Below are 18,282 nucleotides of genomic sequence, written 5' to 3'. Positions count from 1 at the left end.
GACGGAGGTTGTGGGTGGTCTCGACAGGCTCGACCACCCGGTAGAGCTAGATGTCCAAGAACCGCACGTCTTTTGCGTTGCGCTGGATGAAGGACCGGCGCTGCTCGACGTCCTCGCCCATCAGCACCGAGAACATCTCGTCGGCGCGCGCGGCGTCCTCGAGGCCGACCTGGAGGAGCAGTCGCTGGTCGGGGTCCATCGTGGTCTCCCACAGCTCGTCGGCGTTCATCTCGCCGAGACCCTTGTAGCGCTGAACCGGCATGTCCTTGGGCAGCTTCTTGCCGGCCTCCTGGCCGTCGCGCACCAGGGCGTCGCGCTCGGCGTCGGAGTACACGAACTCGTGCTCGTGCGGCTTGTTCCAGCGCAAGCGGTACAGCGGCGGCTGGGCCATGTAGACGAAGCCGTTCTCGATCAGCTGCGGCATGAACCGGAACAGCAGCGTGAGCAGCAGCGTGTTGATGTGGTGGCCGTCGACGTCGGCGTCGGCCATCAGCACGATCTTGTGGTAGCGCAGCTTGTCGATGTCGAACTCGTCGTGGATGCCGGTGCCCAGGGCGCTGATGATCGCCTGGACCTCGGTGTTGGCGAGCACCTTGTCGATGCGCGCCTTCTCGACGTTGAGGATCTTGCCGCGGATCGGGAGGATCGCCTGGATCTTGGGGTCCCGGCCGGACTTGGCCGAGCCCCCGGCCGAGTCGCCCTCGACGATGAAGACCTCGCACTCCTCGGGGTTGGTCGACTGGCAGTCGGCCAGCTTGCCGGGCAGCCCGCCACCTCCGAGGAGCCCCTTGCGGCTGCGCGCCAGGTCGCGCGCCTTGCGGGCGGCGATCCGCGCCTGCTGGGCGGCCTGGGCCTTGCGGACGATGTCCTTGCCCTCGGCGGGGTTCTGCTCGAACCACGCGCCGAGCTGGTCGTTGACCACCCGCTGCACGAGGCCCTTGGCCTCGGTGTTGCCCAGCTTGGTCTTGGTCTGGCCCTCGAACTGCGGCTCCTCGAGCTTGATCGAGATGATCGCGGTGAGCCCCTCGCGGATGTCGTCGCCGGAGACGCGGTCCTCGGCCTTCTTGATCAGCCCCCACTCATCACCCCACCGGTTGACCAGGGAGGTGAGCGCGGCCCGGAAGCCTTCCTCGTGGGTGCCGCCCTCGTGGGTGTTGATCGTGTTGGCGAAGGTGTGCACCGACTCGGTGAAGGTGGTGTTCCACTGCATCGCCACCTCGAGGCTCATGTGGCCCTCGGAGTCCTCGGGGGTCTCGGCCTCGAAGGCGATGATCGTCGGGTTGGCCGGCTGCTTGGCCTTGTTGAGGTGCTCGACGTAGTCGACCAGGCCGCGGTCGTACTTGAAGACCTGCTCGCTGCCGCCGCCGGCCGCCCGGTGGATCGCGTCCGCGCCGGCGGCATCGAGGGCGTTGGCGATGGTGTCGTCCTGGACGGCGTCCGCGATCGCGCCGGCGTCCTCGCGCTCGTCGCGCACGACGATCTCGAGCCCCTTGTTGAGGAAGGCGTACTCGCGGATCCGGGTGGTGATCGTCTCGAGGGAGTAGGTCGTGGTCTCGAAGATGTCGCTCGAGGCCCAGTAGGTGACCGTGGTCCCGGTGTCCTCGCCCCCCTCGAGCGGCCGCACCTCCTCCAGCGGCCCGTCCGGGTCGCCGAGGCTGAAGGACTGCCGCCACAGGTGGCCGCGGTTCTTGACCTCGACCACCAGGCGGCTGGAGAGGGCGTTGACCACCGATACGCCGACGCCGTGCAGGCCACCGGAGACCTTGTAGCCACCGCCGCCGAACTTGCCGCCCGCGTGCAGCTGGGTCAGCGCGATGGTCACGGCCGGCAGCTCCTGGCCCGCGGCGGTGTCGGTCGGGATGCCGCGGCCGTTGTCCTCGACACGGATCGCGCCGTCGGCGGTCAGGGTCAGGACGATGCGGTCGCAGTAGCCGGCCAGGGCCTCGTCGACCGCGTTGTCGACGATCTCCCAGATGAGGTGGTGCAGGCCGCGCTCACCGGTGGAGCCGATGTACATGCCGGGGCGCTTGCGGACCGCCTCGAGCCCCTCGAGGACCTGGATCGCGTTGGCGTCGTACTCGACGCCGTTGGGGGGCTCCGGAGGACTGATCTGGGACACGGGCACCCCTTCTTGCGGCCTTCGGCTGCGGTGTTGACATGGCGCTCTACACATGGAGCGGGCCGCCCAGCTGTCGGGACGACCCGTTGTCCATGATACCGGTCAGAAGGCCGTATTCCACGCACCCCCCCTGTGGAAAGGGGGGCGTCGCCTGTGGAAATGGCCCACAGAGTCGCGGGAAGGGCGCCGAGAGCGCCGCGGAGGGGGCCGCCCATGTCCCCATATGGCCGCGAGGCTGCCAGATCGGCTGATCCGCCCCGCCCGGCATCGGCCCCGAGCGCTGTGGCGCCCTCGGGCAGCCCCGGTCAGCCGTAGGTGTCGCGCGGCCCGCGGCTGTCGCGGGTGCGCAGCCGACCCCTGCCCCCGGTCGGCAGGTGCGGCCCGAGCACGTCGATGAGGGTGACGGTGCCCTCGCCGAGCTCCTCGTTGAGGCGGCGTACGAGCGCGGGCGCGAGCAGCGTGAGCTGGGTGGCCCAGGCGGTCGAGTCGGTCCGGACGACGAGCTTTCCCTCCGCGAAGGTCTCCGGTGTGCAGTGGGCGCCCACCTCGGCGCCGACCAGCTCCGGCCAGCGGGCGAAGACGCCGCGCACCCGCAGCTCGAGGTCCCACCCGCGCTCGGCCACCAGCCGGTCGACCTGGTCGCCGATGAGCTGCGGGTCGCGGTCGTCGGAGCTCGTCGCCGCGGAGGCGGCGCGGGGTGCGCTGTCACGCTTCGCCCGGCGCCGGCGTACGGCCGGTCCTGAGCTCGCGGCGGCCCGGGCCTGCTGGCGGGCCAGATCGAGGCCGTCGTCGCGGTGGGGGGTGTCGGGGCCTTCAGCCATCGCGGGTCACCTCCCCGCCGGCGACGACGAACCGGGTGCCGGCCAGCGTGGCCGGCACGTCCTCTGGAACTGCCGCGGTGACCAGGACCTGCTCGGCTCCCGCGACCAGGTCGGCGAGCTGGGCCCGGCGCTCGCTGTCGAGCTCGGCGAAGACATCGTCGAGGATGAGGATCGGGTCGTCGCCGTCGGCCCGGAGCAGGTCGTAGGACGCCAGCTTGAGCGCCAGAGCGAACGACCACGACTCGCCGTGCGAGGCGTATCCCTTCACCGGGAGCCGCCCTCCGTCGGCCGCGTCCGGGGTCGCGCCGTGGCCCAGCCAGAGCAGGACGTCGTCGCGGTGCGGCCCGGCCAGGGAGAGGCCCCGGTCGAGCTCCTCGCGCTGCCGGCGAGCCAGCTCGTCGAGGATCGCCTGCGGCAACGGTCCCTCCAGCGGGACCGACGAGCGGTACTCGAGCTCGGCGTCGTCCCGCGAGGCTCCCCGGGCCACGGTCTCGTAGGCCTTCCCGACATAGGGTCGCAGGTCGTCGACGAGCGCCAGCCGGGCCTCGAGCAGCTCCGCGCCGTGCCGGGCGAGCTGCTCGTCCCACACCGCGAGGGTGGCGAGGGCCCCCTGGCGCGCGGAGCCGCGGGCCGGCCCGGCCGTCTTGAGCAGCGAGTTGCGCTGCTTGAGCACCCGGTCGTAGTCCGCGCGGGTCCCGGCCAGCCGCGGCGTACGGAGCACGACGAGGTCGTCGAGGAACCGGCGCCGCTCCGACGGATCGCCCTTGACCAGCGAGAGGTCCTCCGGTGAGAACACGACGGTGCGGACGAGGCCGATCAGGTCCCGGGTGCGGGTCAATGTCGACTTGTTGACACGCGCCCGGTTGGCGCGGCCGGGGTTCAGCTCCACCTCGAGCACCGCCGTGCGGCCCTCCTTGACCACCGCGGCGCGCACCACGGCCCGATCGGCGCCCGAGCGCACCAGGGGCGCGTCGGTGGCCACCCGGTGCGAGGCGAGCCGGGAGAGGTAGTCGATGGCCTCGACCAGGTTGGTCTTGCCCTGCCCGTTGCGGCCGATGAACGCCGTCGCGCCCGGCTCGAGCGGCACCTCGGCGGTGGCGTAGGACCGGAAGTCGTGGAGGCTCAGGTGGGCAACGTGCAAGGCAGGATTCTATGCGGGGTTGGCGGGCCCGACGTCGCCGCCGGCCGGGGCCTCGGTGCGGGTGGCGTGGCCGCCGAACTGGTTGCGCATCGCGGCGATCGCCTTCATCGCGGGGCTGTCGTCCTGCCGCGAGGTGAACCGCGCGAACAGCGAGGCCGCGATGACGTTCATCGGGACCGCGTTGTCGATCGCCGCCTCGACGGTCCATCGGCCCTCGCCGGAGTCCTCGGCGTACCCGGCGATCTTCTCGAGGTGCGCATCCTCCTCGAGGGCGGCGACCAGCAGGTCGAGGAGCCACGAGCGGATCACGGTGCCGGCCCGCCAGGAGTCGAAGACCTCGGTGACGTTGTCGACGATGTCGACCTTCTCGAGCAGCTCCCAGCCCTCGGCGTAGGCCTGCATCATGGCGTACTCGATGCCGTTGTGGACCATCTTGGCGAAGTGGCCGGCGCCGGGCGCCTGGCCGGCGTGCACGAAGCCGTGATCGCCCTCGGGACGCAGCGCGTCGAGGGCCGGCTGCACCTTGGCGACGTCGTCGTCGGAGCCGCCGCACATCAGCGCGTAGCCGTTCTCCAGCCCCCAGACCCCGCCCGAGACACCGCAGTCGACGAAGCCGATGCCCTTCTCGCCGAGCATCGCGGCGTTCGCCTGGTCGTCGGTCCACTTGGAGTTGCCGCCGTCGACGACCAGGTCGCCCTCGCCGAGCAGCTCACCTAGCTCCTTGATGGTGTCGCGGGTCGGGTCACCGGCGGGCACCATCACCCACACCACCCGCGCGCCACCGTCCGGCCCCGGCAGGGCCGCGACCATGTCGGTGAGGCTGCCGACGTCGGCGAGCTCCGGGTTGCGGTCGTACCCGACCACCGTGTGGCCGGCGTTGCGCAGCCGAGTGCGCATGTTGCCGCCCATCTTCCCCAGCCCCACGAGACCGATGTGCATCCGAGAACTCCCTCCTGGCAGCTTCTGGTGGACCCGCTCCGGTACCCGCGCGGCCGCGGGTCAGGACAGCAGGCGGCGCGGCATGAGCAGGTAGCGGAACGCCGGGCCGTCGTTCCCGCTGTCGCTGGCCCCGTCGCGTGCCCCGCTGATGACGACCGGCTTGGACGACTGGGTGAAGGCGAGCTCCACGACGTCCTCGTCGATCACGGTCAGGCCGTCGAGCAGGAACTGCGGGTTGAACCCGGTCGTGATCGGCTCGCCGTCGATCTCGGCCTCGATGGCCTCCGACGCCTGCGCCTCGTCACCGGAGCCCGCATCGAGGGTGAGCTGGCCGTCGGCGAACGCCAGCTGGACCGCGGTGTTGCGCTCGGCGACCAGCGAGACGCGGCGTACGGACTCGATGAGGTCCTGCTTGCGCACCTTGGCGACGGTCAGGTGTTCGGTCGGGAAGAGGCTGCGGACCTTCGGGAACTCGCCGTCGAGGAGCCGGGTGGTCGTACGCCGGGTGCCGCCGGCCGCCGCACCCTCGAAGCCGATGATCCCCTCCCCCGCGCCCGAGGTCGCCAGCGCGATGGTCACCTCGGTGCCGCTGGTGAGGGAGCGGGCGGTGTCGCCGAGGACCTTGGCCGGGACCAGGGCGGCCAGGGTGTCGTCGGGGGTGCGGGGGTCCCAGCTGAGCTCGCGGTGGGACAGCCGGAACCGGTCGGTGGCCAGCAGCGAGATCGTCGAGCCGTCGATCTCGATCCGGACGCCGGTGAGGACCGGGAGCATGTCGTCACGGCCGGCCGCGGTGACGGCCTGGCTCACCGCGTGGGCGAAGGCCTCGCTCGGGACGGTGCCGGTGGCGGCCGGCATGTCGGGCAGCGTCGGGTAGTCCTCGACCGGCATGGTCTGCAGGCTGAACCTGGCCGAGCCGCAGGTCAGCGAGACCCGGGCACCGTCGGTGATCATCTCGACCGGCTTGTCGGGGAGGCTGCGGCAGATGTCGGCCAGCAGCCGGCCACTGACCAGGGCGCGCCCCTCGTCGGCCACCTCGGCCTGGAGCGTCGCCCGCGCGGAGGTCTCGTAGTCGAAGGTGGAGAGGACGAGCCCCTCGTGGCTGGCCTCGATCAGGAGCCCGGCGAGGACCGGGACACTGGGGCGAACCGGCAGGCTGCGCGCTGCCCAGGCGACGGCATCCGCGAGCACGTCGCGTTCGACGCGGAACTTCACGATTGGGGATCCTCTGCGGGCTCGGGTGTCGGGTGGTGGCGACGGGTGGATCGAATCCTGCCATGCCGGGGGGTGTTCCACAGGGTGGGCGTCGAGCGGAGTTCCACGGTCCATCGTCCCGTGTAGAGATCAGGAGTCGTAGTAGGCACTGTGCGATCTGTGGAGTGGACGCATCGGCGCAGGTGGGAGGCCGACGTCGCTGTGCACGACGGGTGTGGATGAAGTCCGGCCGCCGGCGGCGAGGGTGTGGACGGTGCCCCGGGCGGTGGAGACGCAGCGCGGCGGATCCGCAGATCCTCCCCGTGTAGTTCGAACCCCGGGAGGGTGGTTCTCCACAGGCTCACGACAGCACTCCGCCGAGCCGCTCAGGCCTGGCGCGCGGCGGCCTTGACCCGGCTGGTCAGCTCGCTGACCTGGTTGAAGACCGCGCGCCGCTCGGCGAGCAGCTGGTTGATCTTGCGGTCGGCGTACATCACGGTCGTGTGGTCGCGGTTGCCGAACTGGGCGCCGATCTTGGGCAGCGAGAGCCCGGTGAGCTCGCGGCACAGGTACATCGCGATCTGGCGGGCCATCACCAGGTGCCGGCCGCGGCTCGGGCCGCACAGCTCGTCGATGGAGACGCCGAAGTAGGCCGCGGTCTGGGCGATGATCAGCCCAGCGGTGATCTCGGGCTCGCCGCCCTCGGGGATGAGGTCCTTGAGCACGATCTCGGCGAGCGTCATGTCGACCTCCTGCCGGTTGAGGTTGGCGAACGCCGTGACCCGGATCAGAGCGCCCTCGAGCTCGCGGATGTTGGTCTGGATCTTGGAGGCGATGAACTCCAGGACGTCCGGGGGCGCCGTCAGCCGGTCCATGGCGGCCTTCTTGCGCAGGATCGCGATCCTGGTCTCGAGGTCCGGCGGCTGGACGTCGGTGATCAGCCCCCACTCGAACCGGTTGCGGAGCCGGTCCTCGAGCGCCTCGAGCCGCTTCGGGGCGCGGTCGGAGGTCAGCACGATCTGCTTGTTGGCGTTGTGGAGGGTGTTGAAGGTGTGGAAGAACTCTTCCTGGGTCTGGGTCTTGCCCTCCAGGAACTGGATGTCGTCGATCAGGAGCACGTCCACATCGCGGTAGCGCCGCTTGAACCCGTCCTGCTTGTCGTCGCGGATCGCGTTGATGAATTCGTTGGTGAACTCCTCGCTCGACACGTAGCGCACCTTCGCGCCGGTGTAGAGGCTTCGGACGTAGTGGCCGATCGCGTGGAGGAGGTGGGTTTTGCCGAGGCCGGACTCGCCGTAGACCAGCAGTGGGTTGTAGGCCTTGCCCGGAGCCTCGGCGACCGCGACGGCGGCTGCGTGCGGGAACCTGTTGGAGGAGCCGATGACGAAGGTCTCGAAGGTGTACTTGGGGTTGAGCCGCGCCTCGTGCGCGGCGCCGGGCCGGCCGGGCCTCAGGTCGATGTCGTGGTACTCAGGGGGCTCCGGGTGGAGAACCGGCGACGCCGGCTGGTCGATGGCCGAGCCGGAATGCGGCAGCACGGACGCCAGCGGCTCGATTGTCGACATGTCGCCAAGGTGATCAATCGATGAATCGATGCGGTCGTGGACGACTCCCGAGACGGCGCCCGGCACCCGGTCACGCGGCTCCCCGTCCGGCGGATCGGTCACCAGGGCGGGGTTGATGGTGGTGCCCAGGCCGATCTTGCGGCCGTAGCGGTCGCTCAGCGCCCCCTCGATCTCGACCCGCAGCCGGCCCTCGACCTGGGTCCGGGTGAACTCGTCGGGGACGGCGATGATCGCCAGCTCATCGTGGACGGTCACCGGGTCGCAGGTGGAGAGAAGCGCCCGGTTGGGTTGCCCCGGCGCGATCGTGTCCATGACGGACTGCCAGGCGTCGGTGAGCTCGGGGTCGGTCTGTTGCACGGGGTGGTCTCGCCTTCTCCCACTGCTGGTGCGGCGGGCCCGGAGCTCGGCTGCTGTCAGGGTCCGTTGCGGATGTTCACATGAGGTGTACACAGGGCGTGTTCACATGCCGTCTTCACATGCCGTCTTCACATGGCGACACCGCCGGCTCTCCACAGCATTCTCCACAGGCTGTGCACCCCGGTGCGCGGGCTGGGCGCGGTCGGGGGAACAGGGTCAGTGGCCGAGCGTTGTGGCGGTCGGCGGGCAACCGGACCGAGACGCACCCCCCGGTCTGCAGGGGCGGCAGGGAAACCTCGGTGAGTGCCGAACCTAACCCCCTTCCAGCGGCCCGCACAAGCGGTTCTCCACAGGCCGTCCCAGCCAATTGCGCGAGCGTCCCCCGGGCTGTGGATTCCGACCCGGGCGGAGCGCTGCCACATCGGCGGCGCCGGTTTGACCCTGTGTCAGCCGACCGCGTACCGTTGATCGGTCAGCGGCCGTGTCGTGCAGCCTCCTCACGCGTCCGGTGTGCGCCGGGACGCCCGCGCCGACCAGCCAGCTGACCAGCAGACCTGTCGCCCCAACCGGAAGAGAAACCCGTGAGCAAGCGGACCTACCAGCCGAACAACCGTCGTCGCCACAAGGTGCACGGGTTCCGTCTGCGCATGCGCACCCGCGCCGGTCGCGCCATCATCTCCTCGCGCCGCCGCAAGGGCCGCAAGAGCCTCGCGGTCTGAGCGAGCCGGACCTCCCGTCCCGTGCTCGCCGCCGGTCAGCGGTTGCGCCACACCGACGCCTTCCGGCGCACCGTGAGGTCGGGCCGGCGCGCCGGTGGGGCTGCCCTGGTCGTGCACCTGCTCGACGCCGGGGCTGAGCCGGCCGGTTCTCCCCAGGTCGGCTTCGTGGTCGGCAAGACCGTCGGGGGCGCGGTGGTCCGCAACCGGGTGAAGCGTCGGTTGCGCCATCTTGTCAAGAATCACATGACGACATTGCCACCCTCGTCCACCGTCGTCGTGCGGGCGTTGCCCGCAACCGCCTCGATGTCGAGTGCGGAACTCGAGGCGGAGCTCACCCGTTCTCTTCGCAGGGTCGCCACCGCCCCGCAGGCCACCCGGGCCGGGGCCGCGACCGGGGCCGGGACGAGGGCAGAGCCGTGAAGTACGTCTTGATCGGGCTGCTGCGTGCCTATCGGTTCCTGATCAGCCCGCTCTACGGGCAGGTCTGCCGCTACCACCCGAGCTGTTCGGCGTACGCGCTCGAGGCCGTGACCGAGCACGGCAGCATCCGCGGCGGCTGGCTGGCGATCCGGCGGCTGGCCCGGTGCCACCCCTGGGCGGCCGGCGGCTACGACCCGGTGCCGAAGCGCACCACCGACTCGTTGTCCACACAGGTCCACAGAGGGAGAACCTGAATCCCGTGTCATCACTCATCCTGGGACCTTTGGGGACCATCGGCCACTACATCCTGACGCCGCTCTACTACGCGATCTCGGGACTGCTGCTGGCCTGGCACTGGCTCTTCAGCCGGATCGGCATGGACCCGGCCGGCGGGGCTGCCTGGGGGCTGTCGATCATCGGCCTGACCCTGGTCGTGCGGGCCGCGCTGATCCCGCTGTTCGTCAAGCAGATCAAGGCCAGTCGGAACATGCAGCTGATCCAGCCGAAGGTCAAGGAGCTGCAGAAGAAGTACGGCCACGACCGGGAGCGTCTCGCCCAGGAGACGATGAAGCTCTACAAGGACTCGGGGACCAACCCGTTCGCCTCGTGCCTGCCGATCATCCTGCAGATGCCGATCTTCCTGGCGCTCTTCCGGTTGATCGACCAGGCCGCCAAGCACGGCACCGCGCACGGCTTCATGACCGAGGCCCAGGCGCAGCAGTTCGGTGATGCGAAGCTGTTCGGGAAGATCCCGCTGGCGGCGTCGTTCACCGACTCCCAGGGGATCGTGGCTGTCCAGGTCATCGCGGCGATCCTGGTCCTGGCGATGACGGCGACGACGTTCACCACCCAGCGCCAGCTGATGGCGAAGAACATGCCCGCCGACGCGCTGACCGGCCCCTATGCACAGCAGCAGAAGCTACTGCTCTACGTCCTGCCCGTGGTGTTCGCGGTCGGTGGCATCGCCTTCCCGATCGGCGTGCTCCTCTACTGGACCACGTCGAACCTGTGGACGATGGGCCAGCAGTTCTACGTGATCCGCAACAACCCGGCCCCGGGCACCGAGGCGGCGCGGCTCAAGGCCGAGCGCGACGCCAAGAAGGCCGCGGCCCACGGTGACGAGGGTGGTTCCGTCGCCGGCGATGAGACGGCGGGGACGACCCAGCCGACCGATGCGCCGCCCGAGTCCGACCGGCGGCCGGCTCAGCGGCAGCAGCCGAAGCGGCAGAGCAAGAGCCAGCGCCAGAGCAAGCCGGCGGGTGGCCAGGGCAAGGCCGGTGGCGGCGCCGGCAAGTCCGCGGGCGGCCAGAACAAGCCTGCGGGCGGCTCAGGCAAGAGCGGAGCGCGAAGCCCCAGCGGCAACCAGCGCAGCCAGAACGACCGGAGGAACGGGAAGCAGCAGTGAGCGAGCAGACGGACGAGACCTACGACCCCGAGACCGAGGCGGTCGAGGCTCCTGATGAGCAAGGTGAACCTGACGCGGCGGGGGAGTCCGCGGTGCGGGGCGAGGAGTTGGGGGAGACCTCGTCCTCCCGCGTCGACCAGCTGGAGTCCGAGGGGGACATCGCGGCGGACTACCTCGAGGAGCTGCTGGACATCGCGGATCTCGACGGCGACCTGGACATGGACGTCGAGGGCGACCGCGCGGCGGTGTCGATCGTGGGCGCGGAGTTGAGCCAGCTGGTGGGTGAGGACGGCGAGGTGCTCGAGGCGCTGCAGGAGCTGACCCGACTGGCGGTCTACCGCGAGACCGGGGAGCGGTCGCGACTGATGCTCGACATCTCCGGCTACCGGGCGCAGAAGCGGGCCGAGCTCGAGCGGCTGGCCGAGGAGACGGTCGCCAAGGTCAAGGACACCGGCGAGCCGGCCGCCCTGGAGCCGATGACCCCGTTCGAGCGCAAGGTTGTGCACGACGCGGTGGCGGCGGCCGGACTGACCTCGGAGTCGGAGGGCGTCGAGCCACGCCGCTTCGTGGTGGTCCTGCCGGTCTGACCCACGACATGGCCGATGTTTCACGTGAAACGCCCTACGCGCCGGAACTGGCGCGGAGGGCGTTCTCTTCGGAGCGGCTCCCGCTGGCGGAGCGCTACGTCGGGCTGCTCGCCTCTCACGGGGTCGAGCGCGGCCTGGTCGGCCCCCGGGAGGCGCCGCGGCTGTGGGAGCGGCATGTCCTGAACTGTCTGGCGCTCTCCTCTGTGGTGCCATCGACAGCGACCGTTGCCGACCTCGGCTCCGGCGCCGGCTTGCCGGGGCTGGTCCTCGCGATAGGGCGCCCCGACCTGAGGATCACCCTCGTGGAGCCGCTGCAGCGGCGGGTGACCTTCCTCGATGAGGTGATCGGCACGCTGTCGCTCGACAACGTCGTCACGGTCCGGGGTCGCGCCGAGGAGCTCCACGGCCGCGAGACGTACGACGTCGTGACCGCACGTGCGCTGGCGCCCCTGGGCCGGCTGCTGACCTGGGCGATGCCATTGGTGGCCTCTCACGGAGCGCTGCTGGCGATGAAGGGGAGCACGGCCGCCGACGAGGTGGCGGCGGCCGGCGCGCAGCTCCGGAAGCTGCGTTGCGCGACCCCGGAGGTGCTCACCGTGATCGGTCCGGATGGGTCCTCCACAGCGACCGTGGTCCGGGTGGCCCATGGGCAACCGCACGGCTAGGGTGACGGCTTGAACTCGGTGAAGGGATCTTGGTCGCGTGACTGAAAGTTCGGCTTCTCCCGAGGGGCAGTCCCGGGAGTTATCCACCGAGTCAGGGGCACTTGATGAGCGGGACCGTCCACAGGATGGCACCGGTTATCCACAGGCTACGCCTGAGCAGGACGAGGCGGTTTCACGTGAAACATCGGACGCGGTGAAGACCGACGACGGGTCGGTTTCAGGTGAAACGGCCGACGAAAAAGTTCCCTCGTCGTTTCTCCGGGTCCGCGACCTCAGTGAGGTGACACCCTCCCTCGCCGACCCTTACGGCGACGAGCCCACCCCGCTGGCCCAGGCTGCCGAACACATGTTGCTCGCCCGGCAGGGCGCCCGGCTGCGACCGGCCCTGGCCCGCCCCGAGGCGACGCGTGTGCTCGTGGTGGCCAACCAGAAGGGCGGCGTCGGCAAGACGACGTCGACGGTGAACGTCGCCGCGGCGTTGGCCCAGTTCGGCCAGCGGGTGCTCGTCATCGACCTGGACCCTCAGGGCAACGCCTCGACGGCCCTGGCGGTCGAGCACCACCGTGGCACGGCGTCGAGCTATGACCTCCTGGTGGACGGAGCGCAACTGGCCGATGTCGTCACCCCCTGCCCCGATGTCGAGCGGCTCGAGGTCGTGCCGGCGACCATCGACCTCGCCGGCGCGGAGATCGAGCTGGTCAGCGTCGTCGCCCGCGAGCAGCGGCTGCACAAGGTGCTGAAGGCCGACCCGCGGATCAGCAGCGAGTCCGTGGCGACGGCGGGGGAGGACCGCTACGACTACGTCCTGATCGACTGCCCACCCTCGTTGGGTCTGCTCACCATCAACGCACTCGTGGCCGGCCAGGAGCTGCTGATCCCGATCCAGGCCGAGTACTACGCGCTCGAGGGGCTCGGGCAGCTCCTGGCGACGGTGGACATGGTGCGAGCCCACCTCAACCCCGAACTGGCGATCTCGGCGATCCTGATCACGATGTACGACGCCCGAACCCGGCTCGCGGCCGGGGTTGCGGACGAGGTGCGCGCGCACTTCGGCGACCAGGTCCTCAAGACCTTCATCCCGCGGTCGGTGCGGGTCTCCGAGGCGCCGTCGTACAGCCAGACCGTGATGACGTACGACCCGGGCTCTCCGGGGGCCATGAGCTATCTCGACGCCGCGAGAGAGCTGGCCGAGAAGGGGCTCCGCCCCCAGGAAGGACAGGCATGAACTCCCCGCGGACGCAACGCCGCGGCCTCGGCCGCGGCCTGGGCTCGCTCATCCCGACCACGGGCCCGGCGACCGCGGACACACCGGGAGTGCAGGCGGACGTCGAGCCGGGCGCCGACCCGGCGGTGACCGAGGCCGACACCGGACCCGGCCTCGCGCCGGTCGAGGGCGCGACCTTCGCCGAGCTGCCCGTGGGCATGATCCGGCCGAACGCGGCCCAGCCGCGTCAGGTCTTCGACGAGGAGGCGATGGCGGAGCTCGTCGACTCGATCCGCGCGGTGGGGCTGTTGCAGCCGGTCGTGGTGCGGCCTTCCGGCGTGACCACCGAGGGCGAGGACGTCTATGAGCTGGTGATGGGGGAGCGCCGCTGGCGGGCCGTGCAGCTCGCCGGGCTGACGACGATCCCGGCGATCGTCCGCGACACCGAGGACACCGCGATGCTGCGTGATGCGTTGCTGGAGAACCTGCACCGTGCGCAGCTGAACCCGCTGGAGGAGGCCTCGGCCTACCAGCAGCTCCTCGACGACTTCGCCTGCACCCACGACGAGCTGGCCACCCGGATCGGCCGCTCCCGCCCGCAGATCAGCAACACGATCCGGCTGCTCCGGCTCAGCCCGGCGGTCCAGCGGAAGGTCGCGGCCGGCGTGCTGTCCGCCGGCCACGCCCGGTCCCTGCTCTCGGTCGAGGACCCTGAGCGCCAGGACCGGCTGGCCCAGCGGGTCCTCGCCGAGGGGATCAGCGTGCGCGGCCTCGAGGAGCTCGTGGCGGTCGGGGAGACCGGGTCGAGCGGGGTGCGCCGGGTGGCGCGGCCCACCCCCACGGCGCCCGGGCTGGCCGAGCTGGCAGACCGGCTCTCCGACCGGTTGGAGACCCGGGTCAAGGTCGACCTCGGCCGCGCGAAGGGCAAGGTCACCATCGAGTTCGCCAGCCTCGACGACCTGCGCCGGATCGTCGGCATCATCGACCCAGCGCGCGCCACGGATCAGTCGAGCTGACCGTTCCGGCTACGGCCGCTGCGGAGCGGACCGGCGCTGACCTGGGGAAACACTCGATCGAGGCTGTCGACAAGACGCCTTGTCGACAAAGCGACAAATGTCTAGATCGACAGACGGCGGCCGCCTCAGGTCAGGTCGGTGCTGGGCCCGTCGTAGCCCTGGAGCCCGATCAGCCGCGGCGGCGCATAGGTGTCGAAGGTCGCCCGGAGCTCGAGCTCGGCCTCGATGACCCCGGCCAGACGACGCACTCCTTCACGGATCCGCTCGGGGGTCGGGTAGCAGAAGGACAGCCGCATGGCGCTCGAGCCGAAGCCGTCGGCGAAGAAGGCGGTGCCGGGGACATAGGCGACGCGAGCGGTGACCGCGCGGGGCAACATCGCCTTGGCGTCGACACCGGGCGGCAGGGTGAGCCAGACGTAGAAGCCACCGTCCGGGACGTTCCAGCGACACGCGGCCGGCATCAGGTCCTGCAGCGCGTCGACCATGGCGTCGCGACGCTCGCGGTACATCTCCCGGAACTGCTTGATCTGACCCTGCCAGTCGTGGGCGGAGAGGTAGGCCGCGACGGCCATCTGGGAGAACTGCGGCGGACACAGTGTGGCCGACTCCTGGGCCAGGACAAGCTTCTCGCGCACCGTGTGCGGCGCCAGCGCCCAGCCCACGCGGAACCCCGGCGCGAAGGTCTTGGAGAACGAGCCGAGGTAGATGACGCCCTCGGCCGCATCGGCCCGGAGCGCCCGCATCGGGTCGCGGTCGAAGCCGAGGAGGCCGTAGGGGTTGTCCTCGAGGACCAGGATGTCCTCACGCCGGCAGATCTCGAGGATCTCCGGGCGCCGCTCCGCGCTGAGCGTCACGCCGGCGGGGTTGTGGAAGTTCGGGATCGTGTAGAGGAACTTGATCTTCTTGCCGGCGGCCCGGGTAGTCGCGATCGCCTGGCGGAGCGCCTCGGGCACCAGCCCAGCCGCGTCCATCTCGGCGTGCACGACGTCGCACTGGTAGGCCTTGAAGACCCCGAGCGCCCCGACGTAGGACGGCGCCTCACAGATGACCACGTCTCCGGGGTCGCAGAAGATCCGGGTGACCAGGTCGACCGCCTGCTGCGAGCCCACGGTCACCACCACGTCGTCCGGGTGCGCCACGATCCCCTCGAGCCGCATCACCGCGGTGATCTGCTCACGGAGCTCGGGCACGCCCTGGCCGGAGCCGTACTGCATGGCCTCCGGCCCGTGGTGCAAGACCAGCTCGCCGATCGCTCGGCTCACCACGTCAAGCGGCAGCCCCGAGATGTTGGGCATCCCGCCGGCGAGGGAGACGACCTCCGGTCGCGAGGCGACCGCGAAGAGGGCCCTGATCTCCGAGGCCGTCATGCCGGCGGTGCGTGCGGCGTACCGGTCGACGTACGGGTCGAGACGGTGCTGCGGCTTGGCCGGCGTGCTGTCCATGGTGGTCCAAGTGTGCGGGACACCGGACGCGGTTGCACGCCCGATGACCGCCGACTGGGTCACATGGGCTCCTCGAACGCGGAAGGCGGGGGCGCTCGCCGCCCAGTGTCAGGGAGTCCTGGACGCCTAGGGCGGCGAACCGTGACGAACCGGCGTAGTTTGGAGTCATGTCCCGCAAGGTCGTACGGCTCACCGTCGACCATCTCGCCGAGCTCGACGGCCCGTGCCGCACCTGCCTGTTCTGGCAGCTCGACCCGGTCAGCCGCGACCGGGTGTGTCCCGACGAGGCCGCGACGGAGAAGGAGGCCTGGGTCTCCCAGGTGCTCAGGGACTGGGGGTCGTGCGGCCGGGTCGCGCTCGTCGACGACCGGCCGGTCGGCTACCTGATCTACGCCCCCGACGCGTTCGTGCCCGGGGCGGGGGCGTTCCCGACCGCACCGGTGTCTCCGGACGCCGTGCTGCTGACCAACGTCTGGGTGCATCCCGAGCACGTCGGCGGCGGACTGGGCCGGATGCTGGTCCAGGGGATGGCGCGCGACCTGATCAAGCGCGGCGGGATCAGGGCCGTCGAGGCCTTCGGCGACACCCGTGGCCCCGGTCGCCGGGGGAGCTGCGTGGTCCCGTCGGACTTCCTGGGGAGTGTGGGGTTCAAGACGCTGCGCGCCCACAGCGCCACGCCGCGGATGAGGATGGAGCTGCGCGCTGCGATCTCGCTCAAGGACGAGGTGGAGGCTGCGCTCGAGCGGCTCGTGGGGGCGGTCCGCCCGGTGAAGCCGCACCCGGCGGAGGGCCGGATGACGCATCGGGACCTGAACTGAAGACGCCCAGAAATGCACTGAGACCCGACCCACAACTGTGGTCGGGTCCCAGCGTCGGCGTCACGCGATGTAGTCGGAGAGCTCGTTGAGCAGGGCGGCCTTGGGCCGGGCACCGACGATCGACTTCACGACCTCGCCGTTCTGGTAGACGTTGAGGGTCGGGATGCCGGTCACGCGGTAGGACGAGGGGGTCACGGGGTTCTCGTCGACGTTCATCTTGAGGAAGGTGATCTTGTCGCCGTGCTGGGTGGCGATCTCGTCGAGGATCGGCTGGACCTGCTTGCACGGCCCGCACCACTCGGCCCAGAAGTCCACCAGGACGGGCTTGTCGGACTTGAGGACCTGCGCGTCGAACTCGGCGTCGGTCACGGACTCGATGTGTCCCACGATGGGTCACCTTTCATGTCGGGGTCGGACCCAAGACCGGGCCGACGAGCTGGAAGCCTGACTCATCCAACCGCACACCGGTGCGGAATGTTCCCGTGGCGCGGCTGGGCTCAGGCTCCGGCGATCTGGGCCTGCTCCATCACGACCTCGCTGACCTCGCCCGCCTCCGCGTCAGCCCTCGCCTGGGCCTGCGTAGGGTCCCCGACGTGCGCCAGCTCGGCAAGGTAGCGCTCGGCGTCGAGAGCCGCGGCGCAGCCGGTGCCGGCCGCGGTGATGGCCTGCCGGTAGTGGTGGTCGACGAGGTCGCCGGCGGCGAAGACGCCGGTCAGGTTGGTGCGTGTCGAGGGGTGCTCGACGATGACGTAGCCGTTGTCGTCGAGGTCCACCTGGCCGGTCAGCAGCTCCGAGCGGGGGTCGTGGCCGATGGCGATGAACAGCCCGGTGACGTCGAGCACGCGCTTCTCGCCGGTGACGGTGTCCTCGAGCGTGACCGACTCCAGCCGGTCGTCGCCGTTGATCGAGTCGACCTTGGAGTTCCAGATGATCTCGAGCTTGGGGTCGGCGAAGGCCCGCTCCTGCATGATCTTCGACGCGCGCAGCTCGTCGCGGCGCACGATCATCGACACCTTGGAGCCGAACCGGGTGAGGAACGTCGCCTCCTCGACGGCGGAGTCGCCACCACCGACGACCGCGATGTGCTGCTCGCGGAAGAAGAAGCCGTCGCAGGTCGCACACCACGAGACACCGCGACCGGACAGGAGGTCCTCGTTGGGCAGGCCGAGCTTGCGGTAGCCCGAGCCCATGGCCAGGATCACCGCCCGCGCGGTGTAGGTCTGGTCGTGGGTCTTCACGATCTTCACATCACCCGTGAGGTCGATCTCGACCACGTCGTCCGGGATCAGCTCGGCGCCGAACCGCTCGGCCTGGGCGCGCATCTCGTCCATCAGGGCCGGGCCCATGATGCCGTCGCGGAAGCCCGGGAAGTTCTCGACCTCGGTGGTGTTCATCAGCGCACCGCCGGCGGTCACCGAGCCCTCGAAGACGAGGGGCTGCAGCGCGGCGCGGGCGGTGTAGAGGGCGGCGGTGTAGCCGGCCGGGCCCGAGCCGATGACGATGACGTTGCGGGGCTCGTGAGTGGGCTGGTCGGACATGCTGCTCCTCGGTAGGGGGTGACACGAACAGAACCGATCGTAGGCGAGCCGCATTCCCGGGTGGTGCCGGACGCGTCGTTCACCCGAGGGGCAGGGTCGCGGACCGCTCGGGGGACTCCGTGTCGCACAGGAACAGGTCGACGACCTGGGTGCCGCCGCGCGGCGCGCGGTAGACCAGCCAGCCGGACTCACCGCCGAAGGCGACCCGCACGTAGCGTCCCCCACCCCACGGCCCCGGCGCGCACCGCTCGAGCCCCGCGACGTCGCCATTGTGCGACAGGGCGGCGCCTTCACGGGTGGCCCGGTGGCCCGTCGCCCGCGGGCGCACCGCCTCG

19 protein-coding genes are annotated in these 18,282 nt (G+C 70.5%); 9 read left to right on the top strand and 10 right to left on the bottom strand.

Features of this window, described 5'->3' with window-relative positions; genetic code table 11:
* Nucleotides 1-46: 46 nt before the first annotated feature.
* The 6 genes from gyrB to dnaA all read right to left on the bottom strand — a co-directional run bounded on the left by gyrB (nucleotide 47) and on the right by dnaA (nucleotide 8,088).
* A complete protein-coding gene (gene gyrB, locus VFV89_RS19870; RefSeq protein ID WP_414690413.1) occupies nucleotides 47-2,173 on the bottom strand; it encodes a DNA topoisomerase (ATP-hydrolyzing) subunit B in 2,127 nt (708 codons plus the stop codon).
* 251 nt (nucleotides 2,174-2,424) lie between these two features.
* Nucleotides 2,425-2,940: a DUF721 domain-containing protein gene (locus tag VFV89_RS19865; protein WP_329707703.1), complete on the bottom strand. Its 516-nt coding sequence runs from the start codon at nucleotides 2,938-2,940 to the stop codon at nucleotides 2,425-2,427.
* A complete protein-coding gene (gene recF / locus VFV89_RS19860) occupies nucleotides 2,933-4,081 on the bottom strand; it encodes a DNA replication/repair protein RecF (protein WP_329707702.1) in 1,149 nt (382 codons plus the stop codon). Before recF ends, VFV89_RS19865 begins: the two co-directional genes overlap by 8 nt.
* Nucleotides 4,082-4,090: 9 nt before the next feature.
* Nucleotides 4,091-5,020 carry a phosphogluconate dehydrogenase (NAD(+)-dependent, decarboxylating) gene (gene gnd / locus VFV89_RS19855; protein ID WP_329707701.1) on the bottom strand — a complete coding sequence of 310 codons (930 nt, stop codon included), beginning with the start codon at nucleotides 5,018-5,020 and terminating at the stop codon, nucleotides 4,091-4,093.
* Between the two features lie 60 nt (nucleotides 5,021-5,080).
* Nucleotides 5,081-6,232, bottom strand: coding sequence for a DNA polymerase III subunit beta (dnaN, locus tag VFV89_RS19850; RefSeq protein ID WP_329707700.1), 1,152 nt, complete (start codon nucleotides 6,230-6,232; stop codon nucleotides 5,081-5,083).
* A gap of 365 nt (nucleotides 6,233-6,597) precedes the next feature.
* Nucleotides 6,598-8,088 (bottom strand): chromosomal replication initiator protein DnaA, encoded by a 1,491-nt coding sequence (dnaA, locus tag VFV89_RS19845; protein WP_329707709.1) that lies wholly within the window; start codon nucleotides 8,086-8,088, stop codon nucleotides 6,598-6,600.
* A gap of 626 nt (nucleotides 8,089-8,714) precedes the next feature.
* Here dnaA and rpmH point away from each other — a divergent pair.
* The 8 genes from rpmH to VFV89_RS19805 all read left to right on the top strand — a co-directional run bounded on the left by rpmH (nucleotide 8,715) and on the right by VFV89_RS19805 (nucleotide 14,149).
* Nucleotides 8,715-8,852: a 50S ribosomal protein L34 gene (rpmH, locus tag VFV89_RS19840; protein WP_329707699.1), complete on the top strand. Its 138-nt coding sequence runs from the start codon at nucleotides 8,715-8,717 to the stop codon at nucleotides 8,850-8,852.
* 21 nt (nucleotides 8,853-8,873) lie between these two features.
* Nucleotides 8,874-9,272 (top strand): ribonuclease P protein component, encoded by a 399-nt coding sequence (gene rnpA / locus VFV89_RS19835; protein ID WP_329707698.1) that lies wholly within the window; start codon nucleotides 8,874-8,876, stop codon nucleotides 9,270-9,272.
* Nucleotides 9,269-9,526: a membrane protein insertion efficiency factor YidD gene (gene yidD / locus VFV89_RS19830; RefSeq protein ID WP_329707697.1), complete on the top strand. Its 258-nt coding sequence runs from the start codon at nucleotides 9,269-9,271 to the stop codon at nucleotides 9,524-9,526. Before rnpA ends, yidD begins: the two co-directional genes overlap by 4 nt.
* 5 nt (nucleotides 9,527-9,531) lie before the next feature.
* A complete protein-coding gene (gene yidC / locus VFV89_RS19825) occupies nucleotides 9,532-10,677 on the top strand; it encodes a membrane protein insertase YidC (protein ID WP_414690412.1) in 1,146 nt (381 codons plus the stop codon).
* A complete protein-coding gene (locus tag VFV89_RS19820) occupies nucleotides 10,674-11,264 on the top strand; it encodes a protein jag (protein WP_414690411.1) in 591 nt (196 codons plus the stop codon). The genes yidC and VFV89_RS19820 overlap by 4 nt, the downstream gene beginning before the upstream one ends.
* A gap of 8 nt (nucleotides 11,265-11,272) precedes the next feature.
* Nucleotides 11,273-11,929 (top strand): 16S rRNA (guanine(527)-N(7))-methyltransferase RsmG, encoded by a 657-nt coding sequence (rsmG, locus tag VFV89_RS19815; protein WP_329707696.1) that lies wholly within the window; start codon nucleotides 11,273-11,275, stop codon nucleotides 11,927-11,929.
* 280 nt (nucleotides 11,930-12,209) lie between these two features.
* Complete coding sequence (locus VFV89_RS19810) at nucleotides 12,210-13,154, top strand: ParA family protein (protein WP_414690410.1); 945 nt, start codon at nucleotides 12,210-12,212, stop codon at nucleotides 13,152-13,154.
* Nucleotides 13,151-14,149 (top strand): ParB/RepB/Spo0J family partition protein, encoded by a 999-nt coding sequence (locus VFV89_RS19805; RefSeq protein ID WP_329707695.1) that lies wholly within the window; start codon nucleotides 13,151-13,153, stop codon nucleotides 14,147-14,149. Before VFV89_RS19810 ends, VFV89_RS19805 begins: the two co-directional genes overlap by 4 nt.
* Before the next feature lie 125 nt (nucleotides 14,150-14,274).
* Here the strand turns inward: VFV89_RS19805 and VFV89_RS19800 are convergent, their stop codons facing one another.
* Nucleotides 14,275-15,591 carry a PLP-dependent aminotransferase family protein gene (locus tag VFV89_RS19800; RefSeq protein WP_329707694.1) on the bottom strand — a complete coding sequence of 439 codons (1,317 nt, stop codon included), beginning with the start codon at nucleotides 15,589-15,591 and terminating at the stop codon, nucleotides 14,275-14,277.
* Nucleotides 15,592-15,758: 167 nt separating this feature from the next.
* Here VFV89_RS19800 and VFV89_RS19795 point away from each other — a divergent pair, with 167 nt between their 5' ends.
* Entirely contained in the window at nucleotides 15,759-16,409 is a 651-nt protein-coding gene (locus VFV89_RS19795) for a GNAT family N-acetyltransferase (protein ID WP_329707693.1), read from the top strand.
* Nucleotides 16,410-16,469: 60 nt separating this feature from the next.
* On the opposite strand, the gene trxA is transcribed toward VFV89_RS19795, so the two are convergent.
* The 3 genes from trxA to VFV89_RS19780 form a co-directional block, all read right to left on the bottom strand.
* On the bottom strand, nucleotides 16,470-16,799 hold the full coding sequence (gene trxA / locus VFV89_RS19790; protein ID WP_329707705.1) for a thioredoxin: 330 nt from the start codon (nucleotides 16,797-16,799) through the stop codon (nucleotides 16,470-16,472).
* A 107-nt stretch (nucleotides 16,800-16,906) separates the two neighbouring features.
* Complete coding sequence (gene trxB / locus VFV89_RS19785) at nucleotides 16,907-17,947, bottom strand: thioredoxin-disulfide reductase (protein ID WP_329707692.1); 1,041 nt, start codon at nucleotides 17,945-17,947, stop codon at nucleotides 16,907-16,909.
* Between the two features lie 79 nt (nucleotides 17,948-18,026).
* On the bottom strand, nucleotides 18,027-18,282 hold a 256-nt coding region (locus tag VFV89_RS19780; protein WP_329707691.1), incomplete at its 5' end, for a hypothetical protein.

It is taken from the genome of Nocardioides sp., from assembly GCF_036274455.1.
Lineage (GTDB): Bacteria > Actinomycetota > Actinomycetes > Propionibacteriales > Nocardioidaceae > Nocardioides.
Note: the sequence above shows the minus strand (reverse complement) of the source record. Positions and strands in the feature narration are given on the sequence as shown.